This window comes from Pseudoalteromonas sp. GB56, from assembly GCF_054923835.1.
Genome location: NZ_JBPCHK010000003.1, coordinates 394,784 through 413,225, shown reverse-complemented (window position 1 = coordinate 413,225; position 18,442 = coordinate 394,784). Strand labels below are relative to the sequence as shown.

The window sequence follows — 18,442 nt, the reverse complement described above, 5'->3', positions numbered from 1 at the left end:
ACAAATAAACTAAACACGGGAAACGACAACATGAAAATGCAACTTAGGAAAACGGCCATCTCTGTCGCTATTGCAGCGACTATGGGTGTATCCGCTGGTGCTTTCGCAAACGAGACTTCATCGTCTATCAAAGGTCAAATCACAGGCCCAAGCGGCAACCCTGCTGCAGGTACTGTGGTAACAATCATCCACTTGCCAACTGGCTCAACTAAAACAGCTGTTGTTAACGACGCAGGTTACTTTAGTGCGAAAGGCCTTCGCGTAGGTGGTCCATACAACGTTTTGATTGACTCTGACAAATTTGAAGATCAAGTAGTTGAAGGTGTATCACTTTCTCTGGGTAAAGAATACCCAGTTACTGTTCAGCTACAGGCAAAAAGCGACATTGAGCAAATCGTTGTAACTGGCCGTCCTATTAGTTCATTCTCTGGTGGTACAGGTCCAGCTTCTACCTTCACACAAGAAGATTTAGAAAACGCACCTGCAATCAACCGTGACCTTAAAGACATCGTACGTATCGACCCTCGTGTATACATCGATGATAGCCGTGACGCTATTCACTGTGGTGGTGCAAACCCTCGCTTTAACAGCTTGACGCTAGATGGCGTGCGTATGAACGATAACTTCGGTTTGAATTCAAATGGTTACCCAACAGTTCGTCAGCCTTTCGGTTTTGATGCAATTGAGCAGGTTGCTGTAGAAATGGCACCGTTTGATGTTCAGTACGGTGGCTTCACTGCGTGTAACATCAACGCGGTATCTAAGTCTGGTACCAATGAAGTGCATGGTGGCGTGTTCTATGACTACACCAATGATTCAATGAAGGGTGACAGCATCGGCGATATCGATGGCAAAATCGATAACGGCGACTACACCGAAGAGCGCTACGGTTTCAACGTTGGCCTACCGCTTATTAAAGACACGCTTTTCCTATTCACTTCTTACGACAAGTTAGAGGGTGTACAACAGTTCAACTATGGTCCTGTTGACAGTGGTTCTATTTCACAAGCTGATATTGACCGTATTCGTCAAATCACGCAAAGCGTATATAACTACGACCTAGGTGGCACTCCGGGCTCAATGCCAGTTGAAGACGAAAAGCTACTTGTAAAGCTTGACTGGAACATCAACGAAAATCACCGTGCAAACATCGTTTATAACTATAACGATGGCTTCGCACTTTCTCAGTCAGACGCAGATAACGATGAGCTAGCATTTTCTAGCCACTTCTATGAGCGTGGTGCTGAATTTACGTCAATCGTAGGTGCGCTTTACTCAGACTGGAGCGACAGCTTCTCAACTGAAATTCGTGTTGGTAAATCTGACCTAGATGCGCGTCAAGAGTCTCTCGATGCTGCAAGCAGCTTTGGTGAATTCCAAATTCGTGTAGGCGGCAACACCGTTTATATCGGTCCTGATGACTCTCGTCACTCAAACGACCTTGATTGGGATAACTTCACCGTTAAGCTTGCAGGTACTTATTACCTAGACCAACACACTATCTCTGCTGGTTATGAGTATGAAGACCTAAGCGTATTCAACCTGTTCGTTCAGCACACTGATGGTGAATTCCGTTTCAACTCAATCGACGATTACGAGCAAGGAATCGCGGATCGCATTTATTACAATAATGCTGCGGGTACCAACAACCCTAACGATCTAGCTGCTAATTTCTCTTACGAAGTGCATACTTTCTATGTACAAGATGAATATGCATTCTCTGACATCGACGCAACATTATTATTCGGTTTACGCTATGACGCGTATAAGAGTGATGATCTACCAAATTACAATGCGCAATTTGAAAATCGCTATGGCTTCTCAAACCAACAGAACCTTGACGGTGTAGACCTAATTCAACCACGTGTTGGCTTTAACTGGTTTGTAGATGATGCCCTAGAAGTACGCGCTGGTTTCGGTCTTTACTCAGGTGGTAACCCGAATGTGTGGGTTTCAAACGCCTACCAAAACGACGGTGTAACACAAATCGGCCTATTAGCGCGTGGCGGAATCAATCTATTTGATATCGCTTACACTAATGGCGGCACACCGGGCTTTGAAGTACCACAAAGCATGTACGATGAAATCCAAAATACGCCAGCAGGTGAAGGTGATGCATCGGTCAACGTGGTTGATCCAAACTTTGAAATCCCTTCAGAGTGGAAGTATTCACTAGGTGCCACATACACGTTTGAAAACGAATACGTGTTAAACCTAGATGTGCTTCATACCCAGAAGCAAGACTCAGCAATCATTCGCGATATCGCACTTCGTGACAGCGGCGAAACAACATTCGACGGTCGTCCTATCATGGAAAGCATCGAAGGTCGTAACAGCGAATACATGCTGACCAATGTACAAGGTAACGACGGTGTGTCTACTGTGCTATCAGCAGCGCTAAGCAAGCGCTTTGACAACGGCGTTGACTTTACTGTTGCCTACTCGTACACAGACAGCGAAGACGTTAACCCAATGACTAGCTCAGTGGCGGGTTCAAACTACGGTAACCTGGCAACCATCAACCCAGAGAACCCAGGTAAAGGCACATCAGATTATGAAGTACCACACCGCTTTACGTTCAGCCTAGGTTATTCACACGAGTTCTTTGACGGTTACGCAACGCGCTTCAACCTATTCGGTCAAGCGAGTGAAGGTCTTCCTTACAGCTATACATTCAACCGTGCAGACGGTGAATTTGGCGACTCAAACTGGAACGGTAGCCGCCAGTTGCTGTATGTACCACTTACAAACGATGCGAACGTAGTATATGACATGCCAGCTGACGAGCTAGCTGCATTCAACCAGTTCATTGAAGATGAAAACCTAGAGCGCGGTTCTATTCGCTCACGTAACAGTGAAAGTGCGGATTGGTTCGTGAAGTTTGATCTGAAGATTTCACAACAACTTCCTGGTTTCATGGAAGGCCATAAAGGTGAAGCATTCTTCGTAATCGACAACCTCACTAATCTTCTTAATGATGATTGGGGTACGTACAAGAAAGGTTCATTCGTTGGTAACACAATGGTTGACATGCACATAGATGACCAAGGTCGTTATGTGTACACAGGCTTCAACGATGGTAACCAAGATACTTCTGTACAACGTGATTCATCTCTTTGGGAAATGCGTGTAGGTGTTCGTTACACCTTCTAATCACGATTAGACAAATTTTGCGTTTTACGTAAAAACTGCCAAAGCCCATCCCTACTGATGGGCTTTTTTTATCGCTTTTGCTTGAGCTTCAAGCTTGGCCAGCAAGCTAAGTAATACCGCCCTCTCTTGCTCATCAAAATCAGCTAATAAGTGCTTTTGCCACGTTAGTGCGTTGGGGATTAAATTGGCGAACTCGCGCTTCCCTAAGTCCGTCAAACTCACCTGCTTAGCTCGTTTGTCCTCTTCACATTGGCTCACCTCAACCCACTGCATCTGATGTAGCTCGCCAACTGCACGCGACGCTGTAGATTTATCAAGCATTGCTTTATCGCACAGTTGTTTTGATGTGAGTGTGGATGGTGTTTGCATTAAATGGCAAACAATACGCCACTGCGGATTAGTGAGCTTATCTTGATACACTTGTGAAAAGGCATCACTCACGGCAGAGCCCGTCAGCGTCATAAGATAGGGAATAAAGGTATCGAGGTTAAAAGTCATGTTCTTTATACACGTAAATTATTGCTTACACCGATATCAAACCAGCATTTGAATTTACTCTCACATGAGAGTATCTTCTTAAACAATACAACAGGAGTATCGCAATGAGCAACACGCAACTTGAATATATGACTGGCTTTGGTAATGAGTTTGAAACCGAAGCACTGGAAAATGCATTACCTATCGGCCAATTTAGCCCCCAAAAAGTAAATTATGGCCTCTACGCGGAACAATTCTCTAGCACGGCGTTCACCGCTCCACGTGCTCATAACCGCCGTACATGGCTATACCGTATTCGTCCGTCTGTTATTCAAGGCGACTACGAGATTATGGACAACGGCCTACTTCGTAGCGCGCCAATCACCGAAGTCCCTACTCCACCGACCATGCTGCGTTGGAATCCTGTTGCAATTCCAGAGCAAGACACGGATTTTGTAGATGGTCTAGTGACTATGGCTGCTAATGGCAGCGTCAATGGCCAAGCGGGTATCGGCATTCATGTGTATGTCGCCAATAAATCAATGACAGGTCGCTACTTTTACAATGCAGATGGCGAAATGTTATTTGTACCGCAGCAAGGCCGTCTTGTATTGAAAACAGAGTGTGGCGTACTTGAAATTGAAGCAGGTGAAATCGCCGTTATCCCTCGCGGTATGAAGTTCAGCGTAGAGTTGCCGGATGGACCAGTACGTGGCTATATTTGTGAAAACTATGGCAACCCATATGAGTTGCCAGAGCGTGGTCCTGTGGGCGCCAATGGTTATACCAACGACCGTGACTTCCAATACCCTGTTGCAGCGTTTGAAGACATCGAAGGTGACTTTGAGCTGGTTGCCAAGTTCAGTGGCCAACTTTATCGTGCCGACATCAAGCACTCGCCTTTAGACGTCGTAGCATGGACCGGCAACAGTGCACCGTATAAATATGACTTAGCGCGCTTTAACGTGATGAACACTGTGAGCTATGATCACCCCGACCCTTCAATCTTCACAGTGTTAACCTCGCCATCGGGTACACCGGGTGTAGCAAATGTGGATTTTGTTATCTTCCCAGAGCGCTGGATGGTTGCTGAAGACACGTTCCGCCCTCCTTATTATCACCGCAACTTCATGAGTGAATTCATGGGCTTAATCAAGGGTGTATACGATGCTAAGGAAGCGGGCTTTGTGCCGGGTGGTTCAAGCTTACACAATTGCATGTCACCACATGGTCCTGAAGCAGACGTCTTCGAAAAAGCGAGTAATGCAGAGCTAGAGCCTGTACGCTATGAAAATACGCTAGCCTTTATGTTCGAGTCACGCTACATCATTGCACCGACCAAGTACGCGCTGGAAGGTGAGGAGCGTCAAAGCAATTACCTAGATTGCTGGAAAGGCATCAAAAAACACTTTAATGGAGAGAAGTAATGAAGCTATATAGCTACTTTCGCTCATCAGCGGCCTATCGTGTCCGTATTGCTTTAAATTTGAAAGGCCTTACGCACGAGATTGTCCCCGTGAATTTGTTGAAATCAGAACAGCAAGGTGAGCAGTACCTTGAGAAGAACGTGCAAGGTTTACTCCCTGCATTGGAAACTGATCAAGGCATGCTTGGGCAATCATTGGCTATTTTAGAATGGCTAGAAGACACAACTGAAACAACACCTATCTTGCCATGCGATCCTTGGCGAAAAGCGCAAGTGCGTAACCTTGCATACGCCATCGCCATTGATATTCATCCTCTCAATAATTTGCGCGTTCTTAAGTATCTAACCAACGAGTTGGAAGTAACGGACGAGCAAAAAACTAAGTGGTATCAAGACTGGATCATGACGGGCTTTGATAAGGTAGAAAAAATGCTAGGTGACACAGCATTTTGCTGTGGCGAGCAGCCAACGCTTGCCGATATTTGCCTAGTGCCTCAGGTCTATAATGCGTTGCGCTTCAATACACCAATGGATAACTACCCGAAAATAATGGCAATCTACAACCATTGTAATACCCTTAAAGCATTCAGTGATGCTGCACCAGATCAGCAAATAGATGCACAGTAGGGTATGACTAACGGGACCGTCAAATGAACAAAACGCTGTTTTTAGTGGCTATTTTTATAAGTGCCCACCTCAGTGCTAATGAACCAAAGCGAGCAAACGTTATTGTTGGCGCGGGTGATGCGCTATCACCTGCACAGGTGTGTTGGTACAAAGAGCAGCGTTACAGCGAAGGAGCAATTGTATTAATGGGAAATACCAATAAAGTGTGCGCCCTTAAATACCCTTCGCAGCCAAACGGTCCCCTTGTTTGGTTATCCATGGATGACCAAGGACAAGCGTTATACCCGCAAAAGAAAAGTAAACTGAGTGTGCGTTAATTAACGTACACTTGGCACCATCACCTTCAATGAGCTTGGTTGAATTTGGATGTTCAGCTCATCTGCCTGACGCGTTTCACCATCAACCACATAGTCTATGGGTTCATCACTTTGAACCGTCACATTTTTAGCATTCGTATGATGCACATTGACGTCCAACTGGGTCTGGGTGACACTATTAAAAGCCAGCTCGGCGATACTTAACGCTTTCACGCTTGAGTCTTTCGCAGGTTCCAACCAATTAACATCCAACAAACCATCATCATGCTCTGGTTGCCCTCTGCCTTGTGCAAGCAAGGTGAATACGGGTGCTGCATTGGCAATGATCATGCTATTGGTGTGCAGTTTTTGTGGTTCCATTTCATCCAGTGTCAGCACATAGTCTTTGGCCTTGTGTTCACTGAGTGCTTGCCAAAAACCTTGTAAATACGCAAATTGACCACTGTTATTTTTCGCATCACGATGTGCGGATTCAATCATCTTGTGTTCAAACCCAATCCCCACCAGCAACAAAGCGATCTCATCGTTGCACGTAGCCGTGTCAATTGCCTTTGCATCTCCACTAATCAACACATCGAGTGCTTTATCGACGCCAAATGCTTTGGTCTCAATGCCCATGAGTACATGTGCTAACGCATTGGCAGTGCCAAGGGGAATGATGCCTAGAACTACATTGGTATTTCGAATAACACTGGCAACCTCGGTGATTGTACCGTCACCACCACACGCAATGATCATGTCAGGGTTCTCTTGCATCGCTTGCTTGGCAAGTTCGGTACCACTGACCTCCTCGGAAGTCACCTTAACAGACATGTCAAAATAGCCGTTTAATCGCGACATGATGTCATGCTTTTTGTCAGCCCATAATTTGCGCCCAGAAACTGGATTCGCAATTAAACAGACTTTATTGCGCACAACAAGCTCGCCCCGTTTGTGCATTTTTTTCAGTGCTTTGAGCTGAAAACGGTTCAAGCTCGCAGTCTCTCGCGTCTCTTGAATCCGAGCCAACACTTCATCAACGTTAGCATCAGGCTCTTTTGCCAAAAGATATGCAGCCATCACCAACACTGAACGACCACGGCCCAGCGCACAGTGCACTACCACATTGCGGTTGCGTTTTCGATGATGGTGAATCCAATTGATGGCTTGTCGCAGTTGCGCTCGGTTAGGTGCAGCGTGATCAAGGACAGGGATATTTAGATAGCTAATATTTTCGCCAAAGACTGTCCAATCAAGACCGTCAAATTCGCATGTCGCATCGAGAATAGCGGTGACATTTTCGTGTTTGAGTGTGTCTACATCAGGCGGAAACAATCGGCAGGCCAGAAATAAACCAGGTTCTACTTCTTGAATCGGGGGACTTTATCTGTTCTGCGCTGCCACGCATTATAGAGCTGAGCACCGAGTAAAAACGGGATAAATGCCCAACGAATGTACCAAGGTATGGTGCCGTTTTGCCGTTTCCTGAAAATACGCCCAGCATTGGCCAAATAAGCAAGGGAAACAAGGAACAACGACAAGGCAGTCCAGTAAAAAAAGACTGCAAAATAAGAGTGCTTAATTACTGAGGCCGAAGCGCACAGAATGACGGCTAACACCAAGTATGCAATAGCGGCGTACATCTACCACTCCCTGTATGTGTTTATAATTTAAAAATATCACGACAATGACTATACGCAAGCAATATCATGTATTTAGCCAAACCGTATCGCCTACGTTCACTCCTCACTTAATAAAAATGTACAGCAAAGTGTCTGACACTCCTACACTTTAGTTAAATTTTTGTATCCATTAAAGTGCAACAGCCAATATATACATAACCTATGACTTTCTAAGCTATCGATTTACTGAGTGAGTAAAACGAATCAATACAGCGCTTATCGCCTTTGAGCATATTCAATTTTTAGCCCTTCGATGGCACACGCGTTGTTTGTCGTATCAGTATTAATGAATTGCGTCGATGGCAGTTGCGTCAAAGCGAAATCAAAATATTTTCCTTGCGCATATTGCTCTGCTTTAGCACGTGGCGTTGCCGTTAAACACATCGCTTGGGTTAAGCTGCGTAACTTGCCATCGTACAGGATATCGCCAAAACGTTTATCTGGCAGAGTTCGGGCCATTGGAGCATGTGTATCTGTTTGGTTAGTCTGTGAAGCTAATTGCCACTGGTCATCGTTAAACTCTAAACGAACACCTGAGGGGTAATAACTGTATAAAAATACCCCTTGCTCAATCGGTATTACCTTCACCACTCCCGATTGCCCGAGCACGGTCGCCACGCTTCCTTGTTCAGAAGTAATGGTAATTAGCGCCGTTGTCTCATCAATACCATAGCCCGCGATTTGGCCACTTTGTCGCACCACTTGGTTTAACCGAAGAGTTCGATTTCGTTCACTAAAATGGGTGTCAATCACACCATAGTCAACACTACCTAATCCACCTTGGGGATCGAAACTGATGGCGTCATAACCATGATTTTTATTCGTTTTTGCAGGGCTAGACGCATTATCTTGCCAAAGAGCTGTGATGGCATCTCCGCCTGTGATCATAGGCACAAAGCCAGCACTATTGTGTCCGCCACTCTGTACTGCACTACCAGCACTGGTCCCCACAATAACTTCGCGTTCTTTTAACGCTGCTGTCCAGGGATATGCATCGCCCTTTTCGTCGAATAATATGGTCTTCGTTCGGCTTTGGTCACCCCCACTAAAAACCACAGTAGTGGCACTTTTAATCTTGGCAATAAGGGCTTCAATACCGCCCATACACAGGGCTGCTTCTTGCTTTGTTCGTTGGCGATAAACACGTGACCTGTCAAACACGCCAAATTTCAGGCGCAATGCCTCTAATTCATCACATTGTTTGTTACTAATGGCCTGTGCCAATGACGGTGTAAGAGCCAACCATTCACTATTGAGGTTTGCAGACGAGAAGAGTTGTTCATAGTAATCTGCACTGGCATAGGGGTCACGATTTGACGCGGTAATGACTAATACCTGCGCCGACTCTTGGCGTTGCTGCGCAGCTATTTTAGTGGCATTGGTTATAAATGAAACCAACTCGGTACTTGCTGATGACGCGCTTTGAGTTAAGTAAACTTGTTCTACTCGTTGTTGCGACTGAGCATTCAATTGCACTACTTCTAACGAGTCTAAAACAAAATCAAGCTCTTCAGGAGATAACAACTGAGCTTGTTCGTATACACCATACCACTTCTGCAACAGCGCGAATTCAGAATATTGGGCATTACTTATCAATGGCGTGAGTGAAGTAATAACCTGCTTTTTGAATACATCATGGTGCGCGGGGAAAGTCTCGCTGATACGGGAAAGTCCCTCTGTATCAACTTGATAGGTAGCTTCAATTTTGCCCTGTGGCACAAAGCCTTCTGTACAAAAGTTTGGTGATGTTGATGTACATATCTCCAACGCTCCGCCTATCAATATGTGTGTTTGCGCTTTTGCTGCTCCACTAAAGATGGCAAGCACAAACGGCATTAATATGGCTGCAGCAAAGAAATGGTGTTTATTTAAATTCATCACATTGTGTACCAAAAGTTTTAGCGGCACCGCCACGCTAACTGCTTTGCGCTACTATGTCAAAGTCCTTAAGTTATAACGAAAAAGAGCGCTTGCGCGCTCTTCTTTGGTATTTACTTATTCATTGCCTGTAATAAGAAGGCTGAAATTTTTGCCCCCTCTCGCAAGGTTGTTTCAGAGCTCGATTGACCGACAAGCGAGCTGTCAGTAAATGGGGCTATTTCCATCATATCTGCGCCAGTAATTGGGAATTCATCGCCTAGAGCGCTGAGAATTTCAAGCGCTTGTTGCGGGTTTAACCCATCCTCTTCAGGCGTGCCGGTAGCTGATGCGAACTCTGCATCCAATGCATCAATGTCAAAGCTTACGTATAATTCATCCACACCATCGGCTCGTAACTGTGCTAGCACTTCATCAATCACGGCCTGTGTTCCACGCTCGTTAATTTCATGCGCCCAATGTTGCTTCACACCAAAAGTGCCTTCCCAATGCGCCTTTGGTTTGCCACTTGAACGAATGCCAAACTGAATCAAGTGTGATGGATTAGGCAAGTATTCCAAGATGTGTGTACACCACGAGCCAAAGCACAAATCAATGCCTAAGCGTTCAACGAGCAAGTCAGTGTGCGCATCAAAATGGATGATAGCAACCTTCTTACCTTGATCACGCTTTGCCTGTAAGTAAGCTTTCGTCAATGGGTAACTGATTGAGTGGTCACCACCGATACCAAAAATGCCTTTTTCTGGGAAGTTAGCATAAAAATCGGCACACACATCTTCTGTAATAGACAACGGACTGACGTGGTACTCACTCTGCTCGTCGGCATATAATGCTTTTTGGCAGTTGCTGATGGTGCCTTCGTTTAGATATTTGTCATGTAAAAGGTGTGGGATAACGCGCACATCACCTAAATCAAAAGCACGTGCTTGCGGCTGTTGTTCAATCAAAGTAGTGCGCACAAACAGGGGCCCCCAGTTGGCTCCACGTAAAATACCGCCGCCGCAATCAGAGCTTATGCCCAACATCACAGCTTTGTGTTCAGTCGTTTGCAGGTCTTCTAAAGAGTCGCGCCACAGAGTGTCTATGTCCTCTGTTTGTCCATAGAGCTTTTGATGCAACGCCGCTTTACGCTCTTTTGCCGTATTTACTGTGAATACACCATTACCCGGCGGGCACAAGCATTGCTCTACTTTATTACGAAAGTCCTGCCACTTCGCTGACATGCTATCTCCTCAATATTTATGCAATTCTGATACTTACCTAAAATTTTTTACTAGCTTCTGGTTTAGACCGCATAAATCAAACTAACTTCCTCAAAAATAGGAATGATGATTTACATTAACTAACTAATTTTATTAACTTTTTATTTTAAATAGGAAACGTAGGTAAGGGTTAATACTGGATCAATATACAAGCTGAGCACAGAAGTCAAACCCAGTCTAAAACGGGCTTTGTGTCTAGGTGACTGGCTATGCACAATACCTGCATAAGCCAGCCAATATTAGATAAATCACCCTATTCGTACGTTCTTGGGCGTTTTGTTTTGATAGTGGCGATGTAGCCGTGCCAACTGGCATAACTTAACAATGGCATAATGATAATAAAGCCTGCCGTGCCCGTTGCAAAGCCGATGAGTATTAACGCAATGATGCATCCGCACCAGACAATCATCGCACCAATATTATTGCGCACAGCGTGCATCGAACTCACGACCGCGGTCATAATATCCACTCTGCGCTCCATCATGATTTGAGGGGTGAACGCCGACATCGCGAACACAGTGACTAAAAGTACTCCCCCGATTAACGAACCGAGAGTTAAGAACGCACTGAGTTCCTCAAAGCTGGGGTTCACCGTATTAGGGTATAGCGCATGAACCAAGGCAGCGAGTCGCATCCACACTATCATTACAACCATCAGTAATACCGCAAAACCCCATTCCCCTGCGGGGTTTCGAAACATAGATTTGAGACTGTGTGTGAGTGTTGGCGTATGTCCTTTCTCTAATTCCCATGCGACGTCGTATAGGCCGGCAGCAAACGCGGGCCCGACCAGTGCAAACGCAACTGCAGCGGGTAAAATAACTAAGTGACTTTGGCTGGAATAAACAAAGAATAAGATTGTTGCCGGTATCAGTGTGAATACAAGGCCATAAATTAAACTCAGGATTGGAGCTCTCGCCATGTCTCCAAAGGCCAATGCTAGCCAATGAAAAGGAGCGAAGGTACTGATTTTATTACATTCAAAGCAACGCGCAAACTCGGTATGACTCGTGGCGTTTGTTGATACAGCCATAACTTACCTCCTATGATACAGTTACTTAACATCTAGTTGAGATTTACTGTACAAGCAAGGATTTGGATCATTAATATCGGACATTTGTCCTTATTGACTCAAAGTAAACAACCGCAGCATGTACCCCAGAATTATCATCAACAATTACTTATCAGTGATGCTATTGTTTTTATAATCATTCTCGCTCATTAATGAGTGAGAATAGGCACTGTGTACTGAACAATATACATAGGCTTATTACGAGCAGCATCACCGATATGGCATAAGAGAGCTATCATGAAAACGATGTTTCATCTAGGGATCAGTAAGGAACAAATCAAAGGCGCGACACTGGCTATCATTCCCGGTGCACCTGAACGTGCAGGCGTCATCGCAGAGTTATTAGAAAATCATACTTGCCTCGCCAAACACAGAGAGTTTCACGTTTATTTAGGCGAAATAAAGGGTATTTCTGTTGTCGTGTGTTCTACCGGTATCGGCGGTCCTTCAACCTCTATCGCTGTGGAAGAGCTTGCCCAATTAGGTGTTGAGACCTTTTTACGCGTTGGCACCACTGGCGCTATTCAACCTCATATTAATGTTGGGGATTTATTGATTACTCAAGCGTCTGTGCGTTTAGATGGTGCTTCTCATCATTTTGCACCAGCGAGCTATCCCGCTGTTGCAGATTTCAAAGCGACAGCCGCCTTAGTCGCCGCGTGTGAGGCGAATAATGTGCCGCATCACATTGGTATTACCGCATCAAGCGATACGTTTTATCCGGGACAGGAGCGCTATGACACCCACAGCGGCTATGTGCCTCAACACCTACAAGGAAGTATGAAGCAATGGCAAGCACTCAATGTGATGAACTATGAAATGGAATCAGCAACGCTGCTTACCATGTGCAGTGCGCTAGGATTGAAGGCTGCGTGTATCGCAGGAGTATTAGTAAACCGCTGCGATCAAGAGATCCCAGCGGTGGATATTCAAGCTGTCGAGAAGCGTTCGATTACCCAAGTGATCGCTGCTGCACAATCGCTTTTGGGTTAGACCGATTCATACAGGGCATTCGGTGCTAGCCGATGCACCATCGTGGCTATCACTTCGCGATGAGATTTTAGGCTGTGAGTTTCTAACAAGGTCACAGCCGCAATTTTATTAAAATCAATTCCTTGTCCACACAACGCAATCTGACTCAATGCCGCCAAAAATGGATTGAAACTTGGATTAAACGCCGCGTTTTCGATGTATCGTCCATAGAATGACTCGCCTTCATAACTCACCTCAGCAGCCGCTCGCCCACCACTGTAGGGTGCATAACTTGCCTGTTGATGTTGTCGCAGGTGTGTGTGGGTATGTGTACCGTCCATATCCGATGTCACCGCCGCGGTAAAAATAGATTCTTTAACACCTAGATCAATTGGCCCAAACGCATGAGGTAGTAACGCATTGAGTGTTGTGTGCGTATCAGCAATACTCACAGGCAACACAGAGCCACTAACAAATTCATTCATAAATTGGCGGCAATACCCGCAAGGAGCCGCATTTATATAGATATGTTTAAGCTCAACAGCACCATTTAACCACGCATTGTGCAGTGCACATTGCTCAGCATGTACTGCACTCTCTAAACCGAAATGGGCTATTTCCACATTGACACCAAGCGCATAGAAGTCTTCTCCCTCTTGGTTCTTGGCGTGAACCAATGCGCTCACATGAAAGTTAGAAATTGGTGCAACTGCCCAACGCTTAAACTCATCCAGCAACCACGCGGCCGTTGCTGCAGTATCAGTATGTAAATCATTTGCTAGTTGGGTAAATTGAGAAGAAGTGATAATCCCACGTTGGCGCTCAATCGTTTCGAGCAAAGTAGATTGGCTCACACAGCAGCCTTGATTGTTATATTTATTTGAGTCGATAGTACCGCAGCGGCAGTAGCGGAGCAACTACAGGCACATAGTGTCACACTGCATTTAATCTAGCCAAAAATAACAAGCCCTCATGATGAGGGCTTGAGACGTTTCTTTTAGCCTGTATTCCGCATACCTGCTGCTATTCCCGTCATGGTGATCATTAGGGCATTATCCAACGCCGCCGAACCACCAGCGCGAGCACGTTTTAGTAATTCAACTTGCAACACGTTAAGTGGATCGGTATAGGGGTTGCGTAACTCAATGGATTGTCGGATCCATGGTTGATGGCCCAGCAGAGTATGCTCTGGGCTCAACTCTTTTACCAGTGCAGTGGCTTTACTCAGCTCACCTCGTAGCTCTATACCTAAAGGCTGTAGTGCTTTGTCCACCAGGTGTTGGTCGTAATACTCACTCAACCAACTGTCCGCTTTACAAAACACCATTTCCAGCATTTCCAATCGCGTACGGAAAAATGGCCATTGCTGTGACATGTGCTGTAAAAGATGCTCACCAAATTGCTCAATCGCTGCGCCAAGACCCTGATAAGCGCCAAGCCACGCAGGCAACATCAAGCGGTTTTGAGACCAAGCGAAAATCCAAGGAATAGCACGTAAGCTTTCAACCCCGCCATTGGGGTTACGCTTTGCTGGACGAGAACCCAAAGGGAGTTTCCCGAGTTCCTGTTCAGGGGTTGCGCTTCTGAAATAAGGCACGAAATTAGGATTTTCGCGCACGACTCCTCGGTAATGATTACAGGACACATCGCTAATGAGCTCCATCGCTTGACGCCACTGCGGCTCTGGCTCAGGCGGCGGCAATAAATTACCTTCCAAAACTGCACCAACATAGAGATGCAAACTTTGCTTGGCCACCGCAGGTAGGCCAAACTTGAAACGAATCATTTCACCCTGCTCGGTGACTCGTAAGCCATTTTTCAAACTGCCCGGAGGTTGTGAACGTAATGCCTGTGCAGCAGGTGCACCACCGCGCCCTACGGTACCTCCTCTGCCGTGGAACAAAACAAGCTCAGTGCCATGTTGCTCGCTAAGTTGTACCAAGGATTCCATTGCACTGTATTGAGCCCAACCTGCGGCCATCATACCCGCGTCTTTCGCAGAATCAGAGTAGCCTATCATCACGTATTGATGCGCGCCCATGATGTCACGATATACTTGATTCTCATACAAGGTGGTCATAACTTGAGATGCGCGATTTAAATCGTCCAAGGTTTCGAACAATGGCGCCACAGGCATATTAAATTCGCAACCGGCTTCTTTGAGCAGTAGTTTTACTGCCAGTACATCGGACGCTTGTCGCGCCATCGAAATAATATAGATACCGAATTTATCAGCACGGTTGTTGGCGATAACTTTAAAGGTATCAAGGACTTCTTGGGTTTGCTCACTTGCTTGCCAATGAGTTGGAAGCAAGGGGCGTTTGTTAGCGAGTTCAGCTTCTAAAAAGTCGAGTTTGCGCTGCTCGTCCCAAGACAAATAATCACCCAAGCCTAGGTACTGGGTAATGTCACTGAGCACTTGCGCATGTTTATCGCTGTCTTGTCTAATGTCGAGTTGACTCAACTGCAAACCAAAGCAGCGACAGCGAATGAGCGTGTCCTTGAGCAGCCCATCAGCGATAGTCTTCATTTTGTTCGCACACAGCGATTCATAGCACAGTTGCAACACATCGGCGATCTGCGCAATTTCAGTGATTCTGTCTTCGCCCCGAGTCGGTTGACCCGTAATTTTTGATTCCAAGAATTTATGCGTTACTTGCAAATCCGTGCGCAAAGTTTTTAGTAATTTTCGATAAGGTTCATGCGCATCACCAGCAACCGCTAACAAGGCCTCGCTGGCTTGGTGCATCGACAGTTCACTGATCAATTGATTGATATCACGGATATATAAGTCCAATGCCATCCATCGCCCGTGCTCAATAACACTTTGCGTGACTGTCGCGGTGACAAACGGATTACCATCTCTATCTCCCCCCATCCACGAGGTAAAACGTACAGGTTTGGCAGCTTCATTCAAACCAACACCCAATTCTTCTGATAATAACGAATCGAGTTCACGAACATACTCAGGGACTGCTTGCCACAGACTGTTTTCAATCACCGCAAAACCCCATTTCGCTTCATCCAACGGTGTGGGACGGCTTTGGCGAATTTCATCGGTATGCCAAGCTTGTGCAATCAGTTGGCGAACACGCGTCATAATGGCTGCTCGCTCAGATGGCAACAAATCACCCAACTCTAGTTGGTTTAGGCAGTTCGTTAGCTGCACGTGCTTATTAATCAAGGTACGACGGGTTACTTCTGTAGGGTGTGCCGTAAGCACCATATTGATATCAAGTTTAGCGACAGCATCTTTTATTTGTTCATCGCTGATATTATTGTGCTTTAAACGTTGTAACGTCTGTTTTAATGGGTCTAATTGACAAAACCCTTCATCGGCATTTCGCGATACTGTGTGATATTGCTCAGCAACATTAGCAAGATTAAGGAATTGGTTAAATGCTCTTACTACCAATAAAAGTTCGTCATCACTTAAGTTTTGAAGCTCAGTAAGCAACTGCTCTCTGGCTAGTTCATCACCATTTCTCGAGCTTTTAGCTAATTGGCGAATTTGCTCTACTTTGTCCAGTGCTTGCTCCCCAAGCGCCTGCTCAATGGTTTGACCTAAAACTTGTCCTAACAAACTTACATTACTACGTAGCGCAGCATATTGGTCACTCATTCCCATTCCTCCTGTGCATAATGATGCACCAGTTGTAGCATGGATCAGGGAGTGAATTAAAGGGGGCATAGCCATGAGTGATAAATCTTCAAGTGCATGAAAAACGGGTTATAGCTCCGCTCGTTTGTAACTAAGCCACTACAAAACCAACGCATTGTTCAACTCATATCTTTTTATAACAAGACTTTGGATAATCACCAATAAACAAGCTAGAATCAGGAAGATAGCAGTGACTCTGGAGACACACACATGTTGCGAAAAACCCTATATATTGTCGGCCTTTGCACTTCTTTTGCATTGACGGCACCAGCGCACGCTGGGTTAGAAGAAGGCATAGCGGCAGCAAATGTCGGTGATTTTGAAACCGCACTAACGGAGTTCCAATACCTAGCAGATAAAGGATTTGCACCAGGCCTCTATGAACTTGGACAAATGTATGAAAACGGCTATGGCGTTGCTAAAAATCAACATAAAGCGGCGGAGCTATACCAACAAGCTGTTGATAAAAATTACGCTGACGCGATGTTTTCTTTGGCGGTGATGTATCAAGAAGGCAGAGGCGTGAAAACTGACCTGCAAAACGCCGTTAAATTATTCGAAGGTGCTGCAGCGAAGGGGATTGCAGCTGCACAGTACAACCTAGGCGTGATGTACACCAATGGCGAAGGCGTCCTAAAAGACTACCCAACGGCAGTTGATTGGTATCAAAAAGCAGCTGCGCAAAACTATACACTGGCGCAGTTCAATCTAGCTTTGATGTATTATGAAGGCTTAGGAGTACCTAAGAGTTTAGAAAAATCATATATTTGGAATACTATCGCTGAATACAACGGCAACGATGATGCGAGCACCAGTCGAAAACTCGATGAACGTAAATTGCAGCCTGACGCTATCGAGCGCGCAAAGAAAACGGCAGACTCAATATATGAGAAAATCCTTGCGGGACGTTACACAGGTGAAGGCCGTCGCCTCTAATATGCACAATGAGCTCCGCAGATGTTCCCTCTGCGGGGTCTCCTTTAAGGTATCTCTATCTGCTTAATTCGTTTACAGGATGTAAAGTTATATATGGATGTATTTGAATGCCACCTCCTCTGTTTTTCTGAGGCTTTTGCTTACGCCCCAAGACACATGTCTCCTGTTCTGTCTTGCCATTCTTGTGATGAGAACGGAGGCTTCCTATGGTCGTAGAAAGTGTCGCTAAAAGTCATCAAGGTCTTGTTCGCAAGGACAATGAAGATGCCGTGTTGGAATTGCCCAATCACCAAGTATGGGTCGTTGCAGACGGCATGGGAGGTCTCAGCGATGGCCACTTCGCCAGCAAAACAGTGGTTAACCATGTTGCCAATCGACTTGAGCAAGATACGGGAAATCAAAGTACTGTGCAGCTTGTCGTCCAAGCACTGCACGCCGCCAATGAGGACTTATACCACTATGGGATTGAGGAACTGAGTGGCAAACGCATTGGCTCCACTGCCGTTGCACTGGTGATTGGCGAGGACGATTATCACTTTATTTGGGCAGGTGATAGCCGAGGTTATTTATTCCGCGAAGGTGCCTTAGTGCAGCAAACTCGCGATCACAGTCGCGCCAATCAACTTCTTGATGGCGGTTCCATCACCAGTGTTCAAGCAGCGAGTCACCCTTTGAAACATGAAGTGGCAAGAGCAATTGGCGTAACTAACCACGTTGCAATTGAAGTCGTTCAAGGCAAACTGAAATCGAACGACACATTTTTACTGTGCAGCGATGGCTTGCATGACGCATTATCTGATTTTGAAATCGAAGGCGCGCTAACTGGTGCCAATATCGATGTCAGCATAGAAAAACTGGTGCACTCAGTGCTTGTTCGCGGCGCGCGCGACAATGTGAGCTGTGTATTGGCAAAGTTTACACGTTAACACTCTTTTATCCCTTCGGGCGCCATGCGCCCTGGATTTTCTCTTGCGCTAGATCAAACAAGCGTCCCTCTTGG

The 18,442-nt window shown here is 45.8% G+C and carries 13 protein-coding genes and 1 pseudogene; 7 read left to right on the top strand and 7 right to left on the bottom strand.

The window, feature by feature from the left end; genetic code table 11:
* The first annotated feature begins 30 nt into the window (after window positions 1-30).
* Window positions 31-3,153 carry a TonB-dependent receptor gene (locus ACH19P_RS17255; protein WP_462159848.1) on the top strand — a complete coding sequence of 1,041 codons (3,123 nt, stop codon included), beginning with the start codon at window positions 31-33 and terminating at the stop codon, window positions 3,151-3,153.
* A gap of 51 nt (window positions 3,154-3,204) precedes the next feature.
* On the opposite strand, the gene ACH19P_RS17250 is transcribed toward ACH19P_RS17255, so the two are convergent.
* Window positions 3,205-3,651 (bottom strand): MarR family winged helix-turn-helix transcriptional regulator, encoded by a 447-nt coding sequence (locus ACH19P_RS17250; RefSeq protein WP_462159847.1) that lies wholly within the window; start codon window positions 3,649-3,651, stop codon window positions 3,205-3,207.
* A 104-nt stretch (window positions 3,652-3,755) separates the two neighbouring features.
* Between ACH19P_RS17250 and hmgA the strand changes: the two genes are divergently transcribed.
* The 3 genes from hmgA to ACH19P_RS17235 are packed head-to-tail and all read left to right on the top strand — an operon-like array spanning window position 3,756 to window position 6,000.
* Entirely contained in the window at window positions 3,756-5,057 is a 1,302-nt protein-coding gene (gene hmgA / locus ACH19P_RS17245) for a homogentisate 1,2-dioxygenase (protein ID WP_462159846.1), read from the top strand.
* Entirely contained in the window at window positions 5,057-5,683 is a 627-nt protein-coding gene (maiA, locus tag ACH19P_RS17240; RefSeq protein ID WP_462159845.1) for a maleylacetoacetate isomerase, read from the top strand. The genes hmgA and maiA overlap by 1 nt, the downstream gene beginning before the upstream one ends.
* A gap of 23 nt (window positions 5,684-5,706) precedes the next feature.
* The gene (locus tag ACH19P_RS17235) at window positions 5,707-6,000 is read left to right on the top strand and encodes a DUF1496 domain-containing protein (protein WP_462159843.1); all 294 of its coding nucleotides are present in this window, start codon (window positions 5,707-5,709) and stop codon (window positions 5,998-6,000) included.
* Here the strand turns inward: ACH19P_RS17235 and ACH19P_RS17230 are convergent.
* The 4 genes and pseudogenes from ACH19P_RS17230 to ACH19P_RS17215 all read right to left on the bottom strand — a co-directional run bounded on the left by ACH19P_RS17230 (window position 6,001) and on the right by ACH19P_RS17215 (window position 11,834).
* Window positions 6,001-7,622, bottom strand: a pseudogene (locus tag ACH19P_RS17230) (diacylglycerol kinase family protein).
* 255 nt (window positions 7,623-7,877) lie between these two features.
* On the bottom strand, window positions 7,878-9,542 hold the full coding sequence (locus tag ACH19P_RS17225; RefSeq protein ID WP_462159842.1) for a cyanophycinase: 1,665 nt from the start codon (window positions 9,540-9,542) through the stop codon (window positions 7,878-7,880).
* Between the two features lie 110 nt (window positions 9,543-9,652).
* Complete coding sequence (locus ACH19P_RS17220) at window positions 9,653-10,762, bottom strand: arginase family protein (protein WP_462159841.1); 1,110 nt, start codon at window positions 10,760-10,762, stop codon at window positions 9,653-9,655.
* 292 nt (window positions 10,763-11,054) lie between these two features.
* A complete protein-coding gene (locus tag ACH19P_RS17215; RefSeq protein ID WP_462159840.1) occupies window positions 11,055-11,834 on the bottom strand; it encodes a DUF2189 domain-containing protein in 780 nt (259 codons plus the stop codon).
* Between the two features lie 276 nt (window positions 11,835-12,110).
* Here ACH19P_RS17215 and udp point away from each other — a divergent pair, with 276 nt between their 5' ends.
* Window positions 12,111-12,866, top strand: a complete 756-nt coding sequence (udp, locus tag ACH19P_RS17210) for a uridine phosphorylase (RefSeq protein WP_462159839.1) — start codon at window positions 12,111-12,113, stop codon at window positions 12,864-12,866.
* Here the strand turns inward: udp and cdd are convergent.
* Together cdd and ppc are read right to left on the bottom strand one after the other, a co-directional pair.
* Window positions 12,863-13,699 carry a cytidine deaminase gene (gene cdd / locus ACH19P_RS17205; RefSeq protein WP_462159838.1) on the bottom strand — a complete coding sequence of 279 codons (837 nt, stop codon included), beginning with the start codon at window positions 13,697-13,699 and terminating at the stop codon, window positions 12,863-12,865. The two genes, udp and cdd, sit on opposite strands and share 4 nt — an antisense overlap.
* Before the next feature lie 143 nt (window positions 13,700-13,842).
* On the bottom strand, window positions 13,843-16,467 hold the full coding sequence (gene ppc, locus ACH19P_RS17200) for a phosphoenolpyruvate carboxylase (protein ID WP_462159837.1): 2,625 nt from the start codon (window positions 16,465-16,467) through the stop codon (window positions 13,843-13,845).
* A 249-nt stretch (window positions 16,468-16,716) separates the two neighbouring features.
* Here ppc and ACH19P_RS17195 point away from each other — a divergent pair, with 249 nt between their 5' ends.
* The gene (locus tag ACH19P_RS17195; protein WP_462159836.1) at window positions 16,717-17,442 is read left to right on the top strand and encodes a tetratricopeptide repeat protein; all 726 of its coding nucleotides are present in this window, start codon (window positions 16,717-16,719) and stop codon (window positions 17,440-17,442) included.
* A gap of 206 nt (window positions 17,443-17,648) precedes the next feature.
* Window positions 17,649-18,368, top strand: a complete 720-nt coding sequence (locus ACH19P_RS17190) for a PP2C family protein-serine/threonine phosphatase (protein ID WP_462159835.1) — start codon at window positions 17,649-17,651, stop codon at window positions 18,366-18,368.
* Window positions 18,369-18,442 lie beyond the last annotated feature (74 nt).